The 17,123-nt window shown below is 67.5% G+C and carries 19 protein-coding genes; 14 read left to right on the top strand and 5 right to left on the bottom strand.

Annotated features, from left to right (window positions below; translation table 11 throughout):
• Positions 1-34 precede the first annotated feature (34 nt).
• The gene (locus K0O62_RS15495; RefSeq protein ID WP_234800250.1) at positions 35-778 is read right to left on the bottom strand and encodes a helix-turn-helix domain-containing protein; all 744 of its coding nucleotides are present in this window, start codon (positions 776-778) and stop codon (positions 35-37) included.
• A 127-nt stretch (positions 779-905) separates the two neighbouring features.
• Here K0O62_RS15495 and K0O62_RS15490 point away from each other — a divergent pair, with 127 nt between their 5' ends.
• Positions 906-1,262, top strand: a complete 357-nt coding sequence (locus K0O62_RS15490) for a hypothetical protein (protein ID WP_073858738.1) — start codon at positions 906-908, stop codon at positions 1,260-1,262.
• On the opposite strand, the gene K0O62_RS15485 is transcribed toward K0O62_RS15490, so the two are convergent.
• A complete protein-coding gene (locus tag K0O62_RS15485) occupies positions 1,207-2,463 on the bottom strand; it encodes a cytochrome P450 (protein WP_073858659.1) in 1,257 nt (418 codons plus the stop codon). The two genes, K0O62_RS15490 and K0O62_RS15485, sit on opposite strands and share 56 nt — an antisense overlap.
• 163 nt (positions 2,464-2,626) lie before the next feature.
• Here K0O62_RS15485 and K0O62_RS15480 point away from each other — a divergent pair, with 163 nt between their 5' ends.
• On the top strand, positions 2,627-3,100 hold the full coding sequence (locus K0O62_RS15480) for a hypothetical protein (protein WP_073858658.1): 474 nt from the start codon (positions 2,627-2,629) through the stop codon (positions 3,098-3,100).
• An 84-nt stretch (positions 3,101-3,184) separates the two neighbouring features.
• Here the strand turns inward: K0O62_RS15480 and K0O62_RS15475 are convergent, their stop codons facing one another.
• A complete protein-coding gene (locus tag K0O62_RS15475) occupies positions 3,185-4,318 on the bottom strand; it encodes a nitronate monooxygenase (protein WP_073858657.1) in 1,134 nt (377 codons plus the stop codon).
• Between the two features lie 194 nt (positions 4,319-4,512).
• On the opposite strand from K0O62_RS15475, the gene K0O62_RS15470 reads away from it, so the two are divergent.
• Positions 4,513-5,133 (top strand): fatty-acid--CoA ligase, encoded by a 621-nt coding sequence (locus tag K0O62_RS15470; protein ID WP_073858656.1) that lies wholly within the window; start codon positions 4,513-4,515, stop codon positions 5,131-5,133.
• Positions 5,133-5,333: a (2Fe-2S)-binding protein gene (locus tag K0O62_RS15465; protein ID WP_073858655.1), complete on the top strand. Its 201-nt coding sequence runs from the start codon at positions 5,133-5,135 to the stop codon at positions 5,331-5,333. Before K0O62_RS15470 ends, K0O62_RS15465 begins: the two co-directional genes overlap by 1 nt.
• On the opposite strand, the gene K0O62_RS15460 is transcribed toward K0O62_RS15465, so the two are convergent.
• Together K0O62_RS15460 and K0O62_RS15455 are read right to left on the bottom strand one after the other, a co-directional pair.
• A complete protein-coding gene (locus K0O62_RS15460) occupies positions 5,275-6,024 on the bottom strand; it encodes an HAD family hydrolase (RefSeq protein WP_073858654.1) in 750 nt (249 codons plus the stop codon). The two genes, K0O62_RS15465 and K0O62_RS15460, sit on opposite strands and share 59 nt — an antisense overlap.
• A gap of 31 nt (positions 6,025-6,055) precedes the next feature.
• A complete protein-coding gene (locus tag K0O62_RS15455; RefSeq protein WP_109789082.1) occupies positions 6,056-7,159 on the bottom strand; it encodes a polyprenyl synthetase family protein in 1,104 nt (367 codons plus the stop codon).
• Between the two features lie 219 nt (positions 7,160-7,378).
• Between K0O62_RS15455 and K0O62_RS15450 the strand changes: the two genes are divergently transcribed.
• The 10 genes from K0O62_RS15450 (at position 7,379) to fmdA (ending at position 17,105) form a co-directional block, all read left to right on the top strand.
• On the top strand, positions 7,379-8,839 hold the full coding sequence (locus K0O62_RS15450) for an APC family permease (RefSeq protein WP_073858653.1): 1,461 nt from the start codon (positions 7,379-7,381) through the stop codon (positions 8,837-8,839).
• Positions 8,836-9,537, top strand: coding sequence for an SDR family NAD(P)-dependent oxidoreductase (locus tag K0O62_RS15445; RefSeq protein ID WP_073858652.1), 702 nt, complete (start codon positions 8,836-8,838; stop codon positions 9,535-9,537). The genes K0O62_RS15450 and K0O62_RS15445 overlap by 4 nt, the downstream gene beginning before the upstream one ends.
• Positions 9,537-10,241 (top strand): SDR family NAD(P)-dependent oxidoreductase, encoded by a 705-nt coding sequence (locus tag K0O62_RS15440; RefSeq protein ID WP_073858651.1) that lies wholly within the window; start codon positions 9,537-9,539, stop codon positions 10,239-10,241. Before K0O62_RS15445 ends, K0O62_RS15440 begins: the two co-directional genes overlap by 1 nt.
• Positions 10,242-10,271: 30 nt before the next feature.
• Positions 10,272-11,231, top strand: a complete 960-nt coding sequence (gene speB, locus K0O62_RS15435) for an agmatinase (protein ID WP_073858650.1) — start codon at positions 10,272-10,274, stop codon at positions 11,229-11,231.
• Positions 11,228-12,121, top strand: coding sequence for a polysaccharide deacetylase family protein (locus tag K0O62_RS15430; protein ID WP_073858649.1), 894 nt, complete (start codon positions 11,228-11,230; stop codon positions 12,119-12,121). The genes speB and K0O62_RS15430 overlap by 4 nt, the downstream gene beginning before the upstream one ends.
• The gene (locus K0O62_RS15425; RefSeq protein WP_073858648.1) at positions 12,118-13,152 is read left to right on the top strand and encodes a Rieske 2Fe-2S domain-containing protein; all 1,035 of its coding nucleotides are present in this window, start codon (positions 12,118-12,120) and stop codon (positions 13,150-13,152) included. Before K0O62_RS15430 ends, K0O62_RS15425 begins: the two co-directional genes overlap by 4 nt.
• Before the next feature lie 4 nt (positions 13,153-13,156).
• A complete protein-coding gene (locus tag K0O62_RS15420; protein WP_073858647.1) occupies positions 13,157-14,104 on the top strand; it encodes a PDR/VanB family oxidoreductase in 948 nt (315 codons plus the stop codon).
• A 57-nt stretch (positions 14,105-14,161) separates the two neighbouring features.
• On the top strand, positions 14,162-15,364 hold the full coding sequence (locus tag K0O62_RS15415) for a PucR family transcriptional regulator (protein WP_073858646.1): 1,203 nt from the start codon (positions 14,162-14,164) through the stop codon (positions 15,362-15,364).
• A 253-nt stretch (positions 15,365-15,617) separates the two neighbouring features.
• Positions 15,618-15,839 carry a zinc ribbon domain-containing protein gene (locus K0O62_RS15410; protein ID WP_162295836.1) on the top strand — a complete coding sequence of 74 codons (222 nt, stop codon included), beginning with the start codon at positions 15,618-15,620 and terminating at the stop codon, positions 15,837-15,839.
• Between the two features lie 9 nt (positions 15,840-15,848).
• Complete coding sequence (gene fmdA / locus K0O62_RS15405) at positions 15,849-17,105, top strand: formamidase (RefSeq protein ID WP_073858644.1); 1,257 nt, start codon at positions 15,849-15,851, stop codon at positions 17,103-17,105.
• The last annotated feature ends 18 nt before the right edge of the window (positions 17,106-17,123 follow it).

The raw sequence follows: 17,123 nt of genomic DNA, 5'->3' as shown, positions 1-17,123 counted from the left end.
GGCGTTCGGCGGCCACGGTTTTGCGCCGCGCGAGTTAATTGCCGGCGTGCAGCGCCCGGGCGGTGGCGTCGTCGGCGGGTAGGAACGCCTCGATGCTGAGTTCGGCGGCGGTCAGGTCCAGCGCGGTCCCGAAGGTGGTGACGGTGCTCAGGAAGGTGAGCACCTGCCCGTCGTCGCCGAGCAGTTCCAGCGGTACCACGACACCACCGAGATCCGCGGTCTCGTTCTGGCCGCCCGGGTAGGACTCGATCTCGGCCAGCAGAGCTGCGGCCTCCTCCGATCCGCTCAGTGCGGTTTCCCGCCGCAGCCGCCCGATCACGAAATGGCGCCACTGCGCCAGGTTGCGGATGCGCGGGGCCAGACCGTCGGGGTGCAGGGAGATGCGCAGGGCGTTGGGTTCGGCCAGCAGATGCGCGGCCACCCCCTCGATCAGCAGGTTCGCACCGGCGTTGATCTGCAGCACATTCCAATCACGGTCGACGGCCAGACACGGAAATGGATTGTAGGCGTTGAGAACTCGCTCCACCCCGGTGCGTACCGCGGACATCCCGGGATCGTCCAGCGTGCGTTCGGAATAGGCGGGGGCCAGCCCGGCCGCGAGGAGCAGCTGATTCTGCTCGCGGGCCGGCACCTGCAGCGCGGCGGCCAACCGCAACACCATGGCCCGGCTCGGCGTCGAGCGGCCGGTCTCGATGAAGCTGACGTGGCGGGCCGACACATCGGCCTCCAGCGCAAGATCGAGCTGGCTGAGACGGCGGCGCCGGCGCCACGACTTCATCAGCGAACCGAACGGCGGACTCTGTATTTGAACACCGGTCACCCAGCCAGTGTCGGCCACGAACGGCGGCGGCACCATTACCTGCCGGGTAATTGCGGCGCTGACCTCGGCGGCCCACCGTGAAGGCATGACGAACACTGAGGCCAAAGCGCCGGTGCCCGGGTGGCTTCGCATGGTCCTGCGTTGCGACCGCGCGGGTTCGTCCTGGTACATCGGCACCGGGTTCTTCTTCGCGCCGGCGTTGGCCGTGCTGTCACCGTGGCCGACGCTGACCACGGTGCTCTGGGTGGTGATCGCCCTGGCCGGATTGTGGTTGGGGCTGCTCGGTATCGCGATGGCCACCGGACTGGCGATGGTGCTGCGCCGCAACGGGGAGATCGACGAGGACTACTGGCGTTCACTGCTGGACTACCGGAACGCTCCCGGGGTCAGCGCGCCGCAGCCTGTTTGGTCGACCCCGCATAGTCGACCTGCCAGTGTTTGATGCCGTTGAGCCAGCCGGAGCGCAGTCGCTCGGGGGCGGCCAGCGGGGTGAGGTCGGGCATGGCGTCGGCGATGGCGTTGAACATCAGGTCGATCGTCATCCGGGCCAGGTTGGCGCCGATGCAGTAGTGCGCCCCGGTGCCGCCGAAGCCCACATGCGGATTGGGGTCACGCAGGATGTCGAACCGGAACGGGTCGTCGAAGACTTCCTCGTCGAAGTTGGCCGAGCGGTAGAACATCACCACCCGCTGCCCCTTCTTGATCGGCACCCCGCCCAGTTCGGTGTCTTCCAGCGCGGTGCGCTGAAATGACGTGACCGGTGTCGCCCACCGGACGATCTCGTCGGCGGCGGTGCCGGGGCGCTTGCGCTTGAACAACTCCCACTGATCGGGGAAATCGGTGAACGCCATCATGCCCTGGGTGATCGAGTTGCGGGTGGTCTCGTTGCCCGCCACCGCCAGCAGGATGACGAAGAAACCGAACTCGTCATCGGAGAGCTTGTGGCCCTCCACGTCGGCCTGCATCAGTTTGGTGACCAGATCATCGCCGGGGTTGGCGCTGCGTTCGGCGGCCATCTGCATGCCGTAGGTGATGAGTTCCACCGATGCGCTGATGGCGTCGTTGGTCGCGAACTCCGGATCCTGGTCACCCACCATCTGATTGGACCAGTGGAACAGTTTCATCCGGTCCTCCTGGGGCACACCCATCAACCCCGCGATGGCCTGCAGCGGCAACTCGCAGGACACCTGCTCGACGAAGTCTCCACGTCCGGACGCGGCCGCGGCGGCCGCGATCTGGCGGGCCCGCTCGGCGAGGTCGGCGCGCAGTTGCTCGATGGCCCGCGGGGTGAAGGCCCGCGAGATGATCTTGCGGAGGTGGGTGTGGTGCGGGGCATCCATGTTCAGCAGCACGAACTTGCCGGAGTCGATCTGGGCCGCGACGGTGCCGTCCTTGTAGCGGGGCAGGGCGGTCTTCTCCAGGCTGGAGAACACGTCACTGCGTCGCGAGACCTCCTTGACGTCCCTGTGTTTGGTCACCACCCAGAAGCCGCCGTCATCGAATCCGCCCACGCCCTCCGGTTGCGCGTTCCACCAGATCGGGGCAACCTTGCGCATCTGAGCCAATTCGTCCACAGGAAGGCGCTCGGCGTAGATGTCCGGATCGGTGAAGTCGAATCCGGGAGGAAGGTCGGGTGTCGGCATTGCGCAACCTCCGCGATAGGAATGCTGTCCTACCGCATTGCTACACCAGAGGCGTAGTCTGCGTCCTCGAGTCGGCAAAGCTTTCGTACCTGTAACGAATTGCGCGCCGGGACGGAACAACTTCACAGGAGCCCAGGAACAGTCATCCGAGGAAGGAGCGTCGGTGAGGATCGATATCGCAGCCAAGGCCTTGATGGTGGTCGCCGGCGGGTGTACAGCGCTGATGTTCGCGGCGCCCGCGATGGCCGAACCCGAGGTTCCGCCGACACCGCTGCCTCCGGTGGGTGAGACCGTCGCCGAGCCCGCCCAGACCGCCGCCCAGACCGTCGCCGCGCCCGAAGGCGTCCCGCACCTGCCCAGCCCCGACGCCCCGCCGCCGGGAGCGACCATGGATCCCAGCGTGATGGCCGGTACCGAGTCGCCGAACGTGAGCTATCTGCGCGACCTGTGGCATGCGGTACAGAACCAGGAACTCAGCGGCAAACAAGCGCTGCTACTCGGGATCTCACAGCGCAACCTGAACACCCCGATCCCGGCGCAGGCGCCCGGGCCGAACGTGCCGATCTCACCGACGGTCCCGGCGCCCGTCCCGGCTCCGGCTCCGGTGGTGCCGCTTCCGGCGCCCCCGGTCGGCTGAGCCGCTCCCGCCGCACGCTGAGAAACACGAAGTGGCTGCTCCCGAGGTCCGGGAGCAGCCACTTCGTGCGTTTCGAACGGAAAACTAAACCGACGCCGCCTCGTTGAGGTCGTTGAGCGTATTGGTCGCCTCCAGGTACTCCTGCACCCACCGCTCGATGACGGTGGAGGTCTTCTCGACCTTGGTGAACTGGCCGACCACCTGACCGATCGGGTTGAACGCCACGTCGACGGACTCGTTGGGGTACTTGTGCGTCGCGGCGACGGCCATACCCGACACCATGTACTGCAGCGGCATGCCGAGCGGCTTCGGATTCTCCGGGTTCTCCCAGGCCTCGGTCCAGTCGTTGCGCAGCATCCGGGCCGGCTTACCGGTGAAGGAGCGGCTGCGCACGGTGTCGCGGCTGGATGCCTTCACATAGGCCTCGTGCTGCACCGGGGTGTTCTCGGACTCCTCGACCATCACCCACTGCGAGCCGGTCCAGGCGCCCTGCGCGCCCAGCGCCAGCGCGGCGGCGATCTGCTGGCCGCTGCCGATCCCGCCGGCGGCCAGTACCGGCACCGGCGCGACCTCCTTGACGACCTGCGGCCACAGCACGATCGAGCCGACCTCGCCGCTGTGCCCACCGGCCTCGCCGCCCTGGGCGATGATGATGTCCACGCCGGCGTCGGCGTGCTTGCGGGCCTGCGACGGCGATCCGCACAGTGCGGCGACCTTGCGGCCCTCATCGTGGATGTGCTTGATCATGTCGGCCGGCGGCGTACCCAGCGCGTTGGCGATCAGCGTGCACTTGGGGTGCTGCAGGGCCACTTCCACCTGCGGGGTGGCGGTCGCCTCGGTCCAGCCCAGCAGCTGCAGGGCGTCGTCGTCGCTGTGGTCGACCGGCACACCGTGATCGGCCAGCACCTTCTTGGCGAAGTCGATGTGTTCCTGGGGCACAAGGTCGTTGAGCGTCTTCTTGAGGACCTCGGGATCCAGGTCCGTCGCGTCCATGCCCTCGTACTTGTTCGGGATGACGATGTCCACGCCGTAGGGATGGTCGCCGATGTGCTCGTCGATCCAGTTGAGCTCGATCTCGAGCTGCTCGGGGGTGAATCCGACCGCGCCGAGCACGCCGAATCCGCCGGCCTTGCTGACCGCGACGACCACGTCGCGGCAGTGGGTGAAGGCGAAGATCGGCAAATCGATGCCGAGCTGGTCACAGAGGGCGGTATGCATACTGCTCCTAGATTGGGCGATCGCGAGTCGCGCGACTGAAACGTGTTCTAGTTTAGTATCCCGACCGCCGATTCTGGCAAGGACGGCTGGCTTATTCGGCCGCGCGGACCTCGACAGCGTGCGAGAATGCCATTACCGTTTTTCGGAAGTTGTATTAACAGCGGCCCTATTCGCGATCGGGGAGTGCCGACGATATGAAGGACTGGCTGGCGAACTCGTTGGTGCTGGTTTCGGACTACCGGGTGCCGGACCCGAGCGCGGTCTGGCCGTTGTTGCAGCGCCGGCGGTCGGCGCTGGCCGGCATGGGTGTGCACCATGTACTGGTCTACACCTCGACGACCGATCCCGAGCGGGTACTGGTCATCCTCGGCATCCATTCCCGCGAACCCGTCCTGGATCTGCTGCGATCCCGGGTGTTCTTCGACTGGTTCGACGCCGTCGGTGTCCAGGACCTGCCCGCGGTGTTCGCCGGCGAACTGTTCGAGCGCATCGACTTCGACCACGACGAGCATCCGGCCCCGCCGGTGATGGTGTCGATGGTGACCCCGGTCGCCGATCTGGGCGCGCTCAGCGCGCACGTGCATGCCGCCCGAGACGCCTTCCGTGCCTCGGGAGTGCAGCGGTTCTGGAGTTTCCGTGCGCTCGACGACGCACACGAGGTACTGATCCTGCAGCAGATCAACGACGAATCCAGCGCCCGTCGCTGGTTGCACGACTCCGACGACGCGGCCGAGTGGTTGGCCGAGGCGGGAGTGGGCGCCTATCCGCCGGTGTTCATCGGTCAGTTCCAGCAGATGATGCGCATCGAGGGCTGATGTTCGTCTGCCTGTGCAACGGCATCACCAGTCACGAGGTGATCGAGGCAGTGGACTGCGGCGCCTGCACGACCAAACAGGTGGCGATCGCCTGCGGTGCCGGCGCCGACTGTGGGCGGTGCCGGCGCACGGTGCGGGCGATCATCGAGTCCCGGAGCGCTGGTCGCGGGACCACCACCGCCGGTCGGCCTCGGGACTGACCCGCAGGATCGGCCAGCCGTTGCGGGCCGCGGCGGTGGCCAGGCCGGGCCGCGGGTTCACCGCATTCGGATGCCCGACGGCGTTGAGTACCGGCAGGTCCTCGGTGCCGTCGGCATAGCAGAAGCTCCCGGCCAGATCGATATCGCGTTCGGAGCTGAATTCCATTACCGCTCTTGCTTTCTGGCCGCCCCAAATGATCGGCCGGACGATCCTGCCGGTCAGCTTGCCGGCGTCGTCGACCTCGAAGTGGTTGCACAGCACGTGCTCGATCCCCAAGTGCCGCGCGACCGGGCCGGCGTGCATCGTCAGCGCCGAGGAACTCATCACCACCGTGTGACCGCGCTGCTGATGGGCGGCCACCACCTCCGTCATCACCGGGAACAACCGCCCGATGATGCGCGCGTTGAACAGGTCCTCACCGAGCGCCTCCAGGTCGGCCAGTGCATCGCCGGCCAGGTAGCCCGCAGCGCGCTGCAACAGCCGGGCGAACTCCATCCGCCCGAGCTTGTAGCGGACCGAGGCCTCCAGGATCCCGGACAGTTCGCCGAATCCGGATTGGCGGTTTCGGATCCGATGGCCGGCATGCACCGTGGCGGTGAACCCGCGCACCAGGGTCCCGTCGAGATCGAAGAAGGCTCCGATCTGGGGCCCCGGCGGACTCGCGGCAATGGCCACTAGCGGGTCGGTCACTCCTCCATTGTGCGGTTCCCGCGCGCGGTGGTCACCCGGCGGGCAGGAAGGACAGGTCGGTGCACTCGGTGAGCAGGCGCGTGAGCTCCACCCGCCCGCCGGGATCCACCGTCGCCGGCAGCCGGGACAGCGCCTGCTCCGCGGTGGCGACGAGGCCGCCGATGCGGCTGCGGGTGCGGTCGACCGCACCGGACCTCAGCGCGATCCGCTGGGCATCGGCGATCCGGTCGTCGTCGGCCGCGGCATCGCCGACGATCGGCGTCAAGCTTTGAGCGTCGGCGGCGGTGGCCATCGTGAGGGTGGCGCCCAGCAACTCGGTCGGCTTCCCGCTGCGGATGTCGTCGCCGGGCCGCTTCCCGGTGGATTCGGTCGGGCTGAACAGGTCGGCGAGGTCGTCGCGCAGCTGGAAGGCCTGGCCGACGGCCACCGCGTAGCTACGCAGCGGGTCCGTGACCGCGGGCGTGGCGGAGCCGGCGAGGATCGAGCCCAGTTCGACCGGGCGCACCACGGTGTAGGAGCCCGTCTTGTAACGCTGGATCTGCTCTGCGGTGTCGGGCCGGTAGTCGCGCGCGGCCTGCGCACGCAGCTCCAGCAACTGGCCGGAGAGCACTTCCACCCGCATGGACCGGAAACACCCGGCGACCTGCCTGCGGAGCTGAGGCGGCAGCGCGGAGGTCATGTCGTCGAACTCGTCGTGCGCCGCCGACCACAGCAGGTCACCCACCAGCAGAGCCGCGCCGTCACCGAACTCCTGGGCGGCACCCCACCAGTTCCGCTCCCGGTGCTGGCCGGCGAGTGCGGCGCGCGCCGACGGCCGGCCGCGGCGCAGGTCGGAGTGATCGATGATGTCGTCGTGCACCAGGATCGCCGCGTGCAGCAGTTCCAGTGACGCGGCCAGCGCCACGATCGCATCGGTGCGCTGCGGATCGGGGGTGCCGAGCCGCCACGCGCAGAAGGCGAACCGGGGCCGCAGCCGCTTGCCACCCCCGGTCACCGCGGACAGACTCACCTGGGCGAAGCTGCTGAGTTCGGGGTCGATCAGCTGCAACTGCTCAGCAACTGCACCGGTGACACACGTGTGCAGGCGCCGTTCCACGGCGTGCAGGAAGTCGGCGATCTCAGGGTTGTCGGTCACGACACCTCATCTATTCGTGGCTGTCCGGTGTGGCTGTGAGCGCCGCGAGTCTATGGGCGGCAGCTACGCCGTGCCGGTTCGGCGCGGCGACGTTGTACGGCCCTACAGTGCCGCATCCGTCAACTGTGCGCGCCACCCGAGATCGCGGGATCGTGCTGCCGCACCGGAACATCCGTGCCCATACTTCCGGTATCCGAGAGCTTGCGAAAGGGTGACTCAGTGACATCGAGCGGTCAAACAACCTCCGCGCCAGCGGAATTGAAGCGGGAGTTTTCGCTGTGGTCGGCGTTCGCGTTCGCCTTCGCGTTCATATCGCCGATCGTGGCGATGTACGGCATCTACGGGCTGTCGCTGTCCACCGCCGGCCCCGGCTTCTGGTGGACCTTCGTCATCGTCGGCACCGGCCAGTTCATCATCGCGCTCGCCTTCGCTGAACTGGTCTCCCGCTGGCCCTTCGAAGGATCCATCTACCAGTGGACCAAACGGCTGGCCGGTGAGGTGGCCGGCTGGTTCGCCGGCTGGGTCTACATGTGGGCGCTGGTCATCATCATGGCCACCGTGGCCTACGGGGGCGCCGGCTTCCTGGCCGAGCTGGTCGGCATCCACGGCCCAACCGCGGTGCAGCAGAGCATCATCGCGCTGCTGATCCTGCTCGCCGGCACCGGCGCGAACATCCTGGGCCGGATCTTTCTGAAGACCCTGATGGTCGGCAGCATCGTCGCCGAGATCATCGCTTCGGTCGGCCTGAGCACCTACCTGCTGATCTTCCATCGCCATCACGGTCTGGACGTCATCCTGCAAGGCGTCGACTTCGGCAGCGGCTGGACCTGGGCGTACATCTCCGGCCCGTTCCTGGCTGCGCTGGCCTTCACCAGCTGGTCGATCCTGGGCTTCGAAAGTGCCGGTGCGATCGCCGAAGAAGTCCAGGAACCGCAGCGCAACGTCCCCAAGGCGATGTTGTTCTCGGTGTCGTTCATCGCGATCGTCATCGCGTACGCCTCATTGGCGGTCACGTTGGCGGTGCCGGACTTCGACAAGATCGCCTCCGGCGAGGTCAGCGACCCGGTGACCTACGTGCTCGGCGCCGCGCTCGGTGAATCCGCCGTCAAACCGATCCTGCTGACATTCGTCATCGGCTTCCTGGCCAGCTTCCTGGCGCTGCAGGCCTCGGCGTCCCGGGTTATCTGGGCCTTCGCCCGCGACAAGGTCCTCCCGGGTTCCCGGGTGCTGGCCAAACTGTCCAAGGCCGAAGCGCAGCCGATGAGCGCAATTCTGGTCACCACCGTGATCGGTGCTGTGGTCTACCTGATCTCGGCCACCGACGTGTATTCGGTGCTGGTCACCTTCACGGCCGGCGGCTACTACCTGGCCTTCCTGTTTCCCCTGGTGACCGGCCTGGTCGCCCGGTTGCGCGGCAAATGGGAACCCGGACCGTGGAGCCTGGGCCGGTGGAGCACCCCGGTGACCACGCTGGCGACGCTGTGGGCGGGATTCGCCTTCGTCAACATCGTCTGGCCGCGCACGGTGTCCGAATCGTGGTTCATCAACTGGGCCTTCTTCGTTGCGATGGGCGCGATCCTCGCCCTGGGCGTGGTGATCGTGAAGGTTCGAAAGGTCGGGCGGGCGACTCCGGACGGCGACGCCGAACCGGCGGCCGAGACCGTGAAGGAGCCGGTGTGAGCGACATCGGACAGGTAGCCGTGATCACCGGCGCCGGCAGCGGCATCGGTGCGGCGATCGCGCGGTTGCTCCGGGCGCGGGGCTGGATCGTCACCTCGATATCGCGGGAGCCGGCGCCGGACACCGATATGTGGCTGGTCGCCGACGTCGCCGACGAAAGTGCCGTGGCGGACGGGATCGCAGAAATCCGAGCACGTTTCGGCCGCATCGACGCTGCGGTCATCTGTGCCGGGCACTATGAGGAGACGCCGGCGCTGGAGATCTCACCGTCGGCCTGGGAGCGGATGCTGCGCGTCCACGTCGGCGGCCTGGCACATATCTGCGCAGCGGTGCTCCCGGAGATGCGCGAGCGGGGCAGCGGACGGATCGTCGGTATCGCCTCCGAGCGCGCCATCGGCGGCGGCAGCAACGACGCGCACTACGCCGCGGCGAAGGCCGCCGCGTTGAGCCTGCTGCGCAGCATCGCCGTCGAGGTGGCCCCGGACGGGGTGCTGGTCAACGCGGTGGCGCCGGGCCCGTGCGATACCCCGCTGCTGCCCGCCGACTCCTGGGAACGGGAGCAGGGTTTCCTCGACAGCATCCCGGCCGGACGCATCGCCTTGCCCGGCGAGGTGGCCGAATTGGTCCGCGCGCTCGTGGAGGAGGACCTGTTCCTGTGCGGAGAAGTGTTGTCGGTCAACAGCGGAACGGTGATCTGATGGATGCCAAGTCGCGGGTGCTCGTCACCGGTGTGGATACTCGACTCGGTGCGGCGGTGCGCGAGCACTTCATCGCCGGTGGGGCAGATACCTTCGGGACCTACGCGGCAGCGGGGTACGCCCCGGTGCCCGACGGCCCGCCGGAGGTGTACGCCCGACCTGGTGCGGTGGAGCAGGCGCAGGATGCGGTCGAACGGGCGGTGGCGGCGATGGGCGGCATCGATGCCCTCGTCCTCGCGCACGGACTGCCCACCGTCGCACCCCTGACCGAACTGTCGATGACGGACTTCTGGCAGCATGTGGATTCCGCGCTGACCGGAAGCTTCCTCTTCGCGCAGGCGGCGGCAACCTCGATGCGCGACAACAACTCCGGCGGACGCATCGTGCTGACCACCTCGCGTTGGCATATCGGGGGTGCGGGCCTTTCGGCGGTGGCGACCGCCGCGGGCGGGATTGTCGCTCTGACCAAAACCCTGACCCGTGACTTCGGCCGTTTCGGGGTGGGTGTCAATGCCGTCGCCGTCGGCGCGGTGGATTCGGAGTGGTCGGTCTGCGACGCGTCCGCACCGTTGCCGCCGACCGGCGCGGTGGGCTCGGTGGAGCAGGTGGCCGCCACCATCGGACTGCTCTGCCAGCGTCAACTCGGGGCAGCTGTCGGCCAGATCGTGAACGTCGACGGCGGATTGTCCAGAAATCGTGTCTGAGAAAGCCAGTAAAGCCAGGAAAGGTAGTAAATGAGCAACGACAGCGGCCGTGCCATCGTGGGGCCGGCCGACCCCCAACAGCAACCTCGCTACGCGGGCTGGACGACCTTCGCTCGGCTGCCGCGGCTGGAGGATGTCAGCAGTGCCGACGTCCTCCTGGTGGGCGTGCCGTTCGACAGCGCCGTCACCTACCGGCCGGGTGCCCGCTTCGGCCCCAACGCCATTCGGCAGGGTTCGCGGTTGATCCGGGGTTACAACCCGGAACTCGACATCAGCCCGTTCGAGGTCTGCCAGATCGCCGACGCCGGCGATATCGCCTGCAACCCCTTCGACATCGGCCAGGCGGTGGACCAGATCAGCGGGGAGCTCACCGGTCTGCTGGCCGGGGGAGCCCGGGCGGTCATCCTCGGTGGCGACCACTCGGTGGCACTGCCGTCGCTGCGGGCGGCGCACTCGGTGCACGGCCCGATGGCCTTGGTGCACTTCGACGCGCACCTGGACACCTGGGACACCTACTACGGAGCCGATATCACGCACGGATCGCCGTTCCGGCGGGCCTATGAAGAGGGGCTCCTGCTCGACAGCAATGTCCATGTCGGGGTTCGCGGATCGATCTACAGCCGCCAGGATCTGGTCGAGGACGCCAACTTCGGGTTCTCGGTCATCACCTGCCGCGATATCGACAGTCTGGGCGCCGAAGGCGTTCTGGCACGCATCAAGGAACGGGTCGGTGACGCGCCGGTCTACGTCTCGGTCGACATCGACGTCCTGGACCCGGCTCACGCGCCGGGCACCGGGACCCCCGAGGCCGGTGGCATGTCCAGCCGTGAACTGCTCGACATCGTCCGCGGTCTGGATGGCGTGAACCTCGTCGGCGCCGACGTCGTGGAGGTCTCTCCGGCCTACGACCACGCCGAGATCACCTCGATCGCTGCCGCCAACGTGACCTGGGAGTTCCTGTCCGTATTCGCAAGGAAGGTGCAGCGATGACCGCGCTGATCCCCGCCGGACCGGTGTCCTGGCCGGACGGCAAGACCTGCGCCGTGGCCTTCACCTTCGACGTGGATGCCGAATCTCCGCTGCTGACCACAGATCCGGCCTTCGCCGATCGGATGGGCTCGATGTCGCATCAGGCCTACGGGCCGCTGGTGGGCATACCGCGGCTGCTCGGCATCCTGGACGACCTGCAGGTCCCGGCCACGTTCTTCGTTCCCGGCTACACCGCACACCGGCATCCCGAGCCGATCCGCTCGCTCGTCACGGCCGGACACGAGATCGCCCATCACGGTTACCTGCACGAGTCGCTGGTCGGTGTCGACGAGGCCACCGAGCGCGCGTATCTGCAGCGCGGTATGGACGCGCTGGTCGAGGTCACCGGGGTGACCCCGGTCGGGTACCGCGCCCCGATGTGGGAGATGAACTGGCACACACCGAAACTGCTCGCCGAGTTCGGCTTCCTCTACGACTCCACCCTGATGGATTCCGATCATCCCTACGAACTCGCAGTCACCGACGGTGAATCGTTGGTCGAACTCCCGGTCAGCTGGGCGCTCGACGACTGGCAGCAGTACTGCTTCGTGCCGGACTTCTCCGTCGGAATGATCGAGACACCGGCCAAGGCGATCGAGCTCTACCGAAGTGAACTCGACGCAATGCGGGAGGTGGGTGGTGCCTGGATCCTCACCAACCACCCGTTCCTGTCCGGACGGCCCGGCCGCGCGGCAGCACTGCGGGAGTTCATCGCCGACGTCGCCGCGATGGACGACGTGTGGATCGCGAGCATGGCACAGATCGCCGAGCATGTGCGGGCCCAGCAGCTCACCCCGCGCACCCTGACCCGACCCGAATTCACGCCCACCGTAAGGAGTATCGACCGATGAAACAGGAAGCGCTCACCCCGGAGAAGCTCCGTGAGGCCTATCAGCACGTGTGGTTCGTGGTGGCCCGCTCACAGGACATCGACACACCGCAGGAGGCCCGCCTGCTCGATCACAACCTGGTGGTCTTCCGTGATTCCACCGGCGCGGCCCGGGTCACCGATCGCCGTTGCATCCATCGTGGCGGCAACCTGGCCGACGGTGTCGTCGAAGGTGACAGTATCGCCTGCCCGTACCACGGATGGCAGTTCGACGGCCAGTCCGGAGCGTGCACGGCCATCCCCTCACTGCCCGAGGGCGGCCGGATTCCGCCGAAGGCCGCGATCAAGGCCTACCCGGTGATCGAGCGGTTCGAGCACATCTGGACGTGCCTGGGAGACCCGGTCTTCGACCTGCCGAACCCGCCGGAGATCGCCGATCTGGAACTGGAATGGCGTGCGGCCGAACCGATTCACGCCGATTGCGGCTTCATGGCGGCGACCGAGAACTTCCGTGACATGGCGCATTTCCCGTTCGTGCACGCGGATTCGATGGGCGAGGTGAATCCGGTGGTCTCCGATCTCGACGTCAAGCGGGAGGGCCGCGAGGTCTGGGCGTCCTACTTCTACCAGCAGGTGCCGGATTCGGACTTCTCCGACATCGGCGACTCCTGGATGCATTACCACTCCTACGCGCCGGGTATCGCGACGATCCTGTACGACTTCGGACCGGAGACCGGCAAGCGGTATCTGGTGGATTTCCCGTCCCCGGTCAGCTACGACAAGTGCATCATCTTCTGGGGTGTCGCCACCGATCGTGACTTCCGTGGCGGCACCGTCGACGAGATCCTGGAAATCGAGACCAAGGTGTTCAACGAGGACACCCCGATACTGGGTGGCCTTGAACCCAAGGAGGTTCCGCTGGCCGGCCAGGCTGTCGAAGTCTCCGCACCCGCGGACATCTACACGCTGAACTACCGCCGGGCAACGCAATTCGCGGTGCAGGCCATCCAGGAGGCGCGCGGACTGAACACCGACGAGCCCGGGCGGAACTGATGCGATGAAGCTGCACGTCACACAACTCCGGCTGGAAGCAGACGGTGTGATCTCGGTGCAACTGCGCAGTCCCACCGGGGAGCGGCTGCCGGCATGGGCGCCCGGCGCCCATGTCCCGCTCACCCTCGGGTCGGGCCTGGTCCGGCAGTACTCGCTGTGCGGTCCGCTCGACGATCCGTACAGCTACACCGTGGCGGTGCTGTTGGTGGCCGACGGGCGGGGCGGCTCACGCGAGATCCACCAACAGCTACGCATCGGGGAGGCACTGGAGGTCGGCGAGCCGCGCAACAACTTCGAGTTGGGGCCGGCCCCGCAGTACCTGTTCCTGGCCGGCGGGATCGGCATCACCCCCATCCTGGCGATGATGGAAGCCCTGCGGGCCCAGCCCAGCCCGCCTCCGATGCGGTTGGTCTACGGCGGGCGCACCCGGACGGCGATGGCGTACCTGGACCGTCTGCAGGCATGGGCGGACGTCACGGTGATGCCGCAGGACGAGGACGGGCTGCCCGACATCGCGGGGCTGTTCGACGCCAGTCCCGCGGGCACCCACGTGTACTGCTGCGGCCCGCCGGGGATGCTGGCGGCCGTCCAGCAGGCGGGGGAGCAGTTCGCGGACCGGGTGGTGCACATCGAGCGGTTCACCGCCGACGGAAGCTCCGCACCCGTGGCGGCCGACGATGACGAGGCCTTCGAGGTGGAACTGGTCCGCACTGGGGTGACCGTCTCGGTGGGGGCGGGGGAGAGCGTGCTCGACGCGGTGCTGCAGGCGCTGCCGGACACGCCCTATTCCTGCGGGGCCGGGTTCTGCGGGACCTGTGAGACCAAGGTGCTCGGCGGTGATGTTGACCACCGTGACGATTTGCTGACCGAGAGCGAGCGGCAGGCGAACAGCACTATGATGATTTGCGTATCACGGGCTCGCTGCGGCAGCAGACTGGCCCTCGACCTGTAGCGATGGTTTCACGGTCCTAGACTCGCCTGACATGAACGCTCTCGCTGGGAGGTACCGATGACCTCAGCTGGGCGGATAGCGGAGCGCGCTGCGGCGGTCGACTGTGCAGCACCGCACGACGGCACCATGCGGCTGTGCGACCTGCTCTCGGAACCGACTCTGCAGGTCGGCGCGCTGACGCCGATCCGGGAGTCGGCGCAGCCGATCCGCTACGTCTATCCGACCGAGTTGGCCGACCCCTCGCCGTACCTGTCGGGCGGGGAGCTCATCCTCAGCGTCGGCGTACCGGTGGCCGATCAGCCGGACGCGGCGGTCCGGCGGTACGTCAGCACGCTGGCCGGTCAGGGTGTCAGCGCACTGGTGGTCGGACTCGGCGACCTGTTCGACGAGCCACCGGCGGCGTTGCTGCACGCCTGCCAGGATGCGGGCCTGCCGCTGTTGACGCTGCCCGCCGAGATTCCGTTCCGGCGGATCGTGGACTGGGCCGAATCGATGCGAACCGCCGACCGCGAGGTCGGTGCCCGGGAACGCGACCTGGGGTCGCTCCTGCGCTGGTTCGTGGCGGGCACGTTGGGGGTCGGCCCGGTGCAGAGTGCCCTGGCCGAGCATGGCCTGGCCGCCGGCCCGGTGGTGGTGTGCGCCTTCGCGCCGGACTCCCACGGTGCGGTGCACCAGCTGGTGGACTCCCACGGCGGTACGGTGGCGCTCCTCGACGACGGCCTGGTGGCGCTGTGCGCGCACACCGAGGAATTCACCGCCGCGCTGTCGGAGTCCGAGTTGGTCTGCGGCGTCGCGATGGCGCCGGACGCCCAGTCGATGGCCTATGCCATCCCGGAGGCCATGGAGGCGTTGCAGGAAGCCGTCCGGTGGCGGCGCACTGTGCACATCGACGAGATCGCCACCCTGGACGGCCTGCTGGCAGCCGTCCCGAAGGTCCGGCTGGTCCCGTTCGTGCAGCGGCTGCTGGTCCCGCTGGTCGATCACGACCGGGTGAACAATTCCCATCTGGTGTCCTCCCTGGAGGCCTTCCTGGCGCCGGGTCGCGACATCAGCTCCGCCGCCAACACGCTGTACGTCCACGTGAACACGCTGCGTAACCGGTTGGCGAAGGTCACCGAGCTCACCGGCGCCAATCCGTTCGAAGAGACCGACCGGATCAACTTCCGCATCGCTCTGTGGGCCGCGGTGAAGATGGGGATGCGCGACACCGCGGCCCGGCACGCCGCCACCGGTAACGCAGGCGCCGTGCCGCGCCGCTGATCCGTTGAGCGGGAAGCACTCCGGCGCAAAGTAGTCGCTGCGGTTCAGGGCTGGCCGGTGGGTACGTCTGTACACCGCTACACCCGCATCCGGTTCGTATGTAGGCTTGTCCAAGTGCCCTGCCGACCCCGGCCCCCGGCGGTAGTGTTGCGGTTGTCTTCAGTGCAACCGTCAGACACCGTGAGGAAACCTATTGGTTCTCTACGTATTTCGTTGCAAGTCAGGCTGCGATGTTACGGCGCAGCTGTATTCGATGAATGATCGTCCCGACGTCATCGACTGTCCCACCTGTGCGGGTCCGGCCCGCAGGATGATCGCGGCCCCGAACCTGGGCCGTTCCGGTGCCGCGATGGCACTGCAGGATGCCACCCGGGCGACCGCCGACCGGCCGGCGGTGGTGACCCGACCGTCGGCGCCAGGCCGGCGCCAGAAGGTCACCACCAATCCACTTCACCAGAAACTGCCACGAGCATAAGGAGTTTCCATGCCCGACGTCGTATTCCCGCTGGATTCCACCAAGAAGTTCACCGACCAGGAGAAGCTCGGCCACAATCGCTGGCATCCGGATATCCCGGCGGCGGTGACGGTCAAGAAGGGTGACTCGTTCCGGGTGCACTGCCGTGAGTGGTTCGACGGTGCGATCGTCAACGACGATTCCGCCGACGACATCCTCAACGCCCCCTTGACCACGGTGCACGTGCTGTCCGGCCCGATCGCGGTCGAGGGTGCAAAGCCCGGCGACCTGCTGATCGTCGACATCCTCGACGTGGGCCCGATCCCGCAGGAGGATTCCGGCCCGCTGGCCGGCCAGGGCTGGGGTTACACCGGGATCTTCCCGACCGAGAACGGTGGCGGCTTTCTCACCGAACAGTTCCCCGATGCCTACAAGGCGATCTGGGACTTCTCCGGGCAGAAGGCGACCTCGCGCCACATTCCCGGGGTCGAGTTCACCGGCATCGTCCACCCCGGACTGATGGGTACCGCGCCGTCGGCGAAACTGCTGTCCACCTGGAACACCCGCGAGGCGGCGCTGATCGCCACCGACCCCGACCGGGTGCCGCCACTGGCGCTGCCGCCCGAGCCTCAGGACGCGATTCTGGGTGGCCTCTCCGGGGATGGCTTCGTCAAGGCCGCCGCCGAGGCCGCGCGGACCGCCCCGCCGCGGGAGAACGGCGGCAACCAGGACATCAAGAACCTCACCAAGGGCAGCCGCATCTTCTACCCGGTGTTCGTCGACGGCGCCAATCTGTCGGTGGGCGACCTGCACTTCTCGCAGGGTGACGGCGAGATCACCTTCTGTGGGGCCATCGAGATGGGCGGGTTCATCGACCTGCGCGTCGACGTGATCCCCGGCGGCATGGAGACCTACGGGGTCAGCGAGAACGCCATCTTCATGCCGGGAAACACCGATCCGCAGTACTCGGAGTGGCTGGCATTCTCCGGCACTTCGGTCACTCTCGACGGCGAACAGCGCTACCTGGACTCGCATCTGTCCTACCAGCGGGCCTGCCTGCACGCGATCGACTACCTGACCAAGTTCGGCTACAGCCCGGAGCAGGCCTATCTGCTGCTCGGCGCCGCGCCCATCGAGGGCAGGCTGTCCGGTGTCGTGGACATACCGAATGCCTGTGCAACGGTGTACATTCCGACCGCGATCTTCGACTTCCCGATCGCCCCTTCGGCCGCCGGCCCGGTCAAGATCGATCCGGGCATCGGCGCGCCGCGCTCCTCGTTCAGCTGAGTCCGTCGCCGCGCGGTG

Origin of the sequence: Mycolicibacterium diernhoferi, from assembly GCF_019456655.1 — a bacterium.
GTDB classification, from domain to species: domain Bacteria; phylum Actinomycetota; class Actinomycetes; order Mycobacteriales; family Mycobacteriaceae; genus Mycobacterium; species Mycobacterium diernhoferi.
This window is presented reverse-complemented; position numbering and strand designations above follow the sequence as displayed.

Bases quoted from the DNA above. Each gene is read 5' to 3' on its own strand.
- K0O62_RS15420 (WP_073858647.1), top strand. From the start codon at position 13,157: ATGAAGCTGCACGTCACACAACTCCGGCTGGAAGCAGACGGTGTGATC.
- K0O62_RS15485 (WP_073858659.1), bottom strand. From the start codon at position 2,463: ATGCCGACACCCGACCTTCCTCCCGGATTCGACTTCACCGATCCGGAC.
- K0O62_RS15430 (WP_073858649.1), top strand. From the start codon at position 11,228: ATGACCGCGCTGATCCCCGCCGGACCGGTGTCCTGGCCGGACGGCAAG.
- K0O62_RS15465 (WP_073858655.1), top strand. From the start codon at position 5,133: ATGTTCGTCTGCCTGTGCAACGGCATCACCAGTCACGAGGTGATCGAG.
- speB (WP_073858650.1), top strand. From the start codon at position 10,272: ATGAGCAACGACAGCGGCCGTGCCATCGTGGGGCCGGCCGACCCCCAA.
- K0O62_RS15470 (WP_073858656.1), top strand. From the start codon at position 4,513: ATGAAGGACTGGCTGGCGAACTCGTTGGTGCTGGTTTCGGACTACCGG.
- K0O62_RS15440 (WP_073858651.1), top strand. From the start codon at position 9,537: ATGGATGCCAAGTCGCGGGTGCTCGTCACCGGTGTGGATACTCGACTC.
- K0O62_RS15410 (WP_162295836.1), top strand. From the start codon at position 15,618: ATGAATGATCGTCCCGACGTCATCGACTGTCCCACCTGTGCGGGTCCG.
- K0O62_RS15475 (WP_073858657.1), bottom strand. From the start codon at position 4,318: ATGCATACCGCCCTCTGTGACCAGCTCGGCATCGATTTGCCGATCTTC.
- fmdA (WP_073858644.1), top strand. From the start codon at position 15,849: ATGCCCGACGTCGTATTCCCGCTGGATTCCACCAAGAAGTTCACCGAC.
- K0O62_RS15495 (WP_234800250.1), bottom strand. From the start codon at position 778: ATGAAGTCGTGGCGCCGGCGCCGCCGTCTCAGCCAGCTCGATCTTGCG.
- K0O62_RS15425 (WP_073858648.1), top strand. From the start codon at position 12,118: ATGAAACAGGAAGCGCTCACCCCGGAGAAGCTCCGTGAGGCCTATCAG.
- K0O62_RS15415 (WP_073858646.1), top strand. From the start codon at position 14,162: ATGACCTCAGCTGGGCGGATAGCGGAGCGCGCTGCGGCGGTCGACTGT.
- K0O62_RS15490 (WP_073858738.1), top strand. From the start codon at position 906: ATGACGAACACTGAGGCCAAAGCGCCGGTGCCCGGGTGGCTTCGCATG.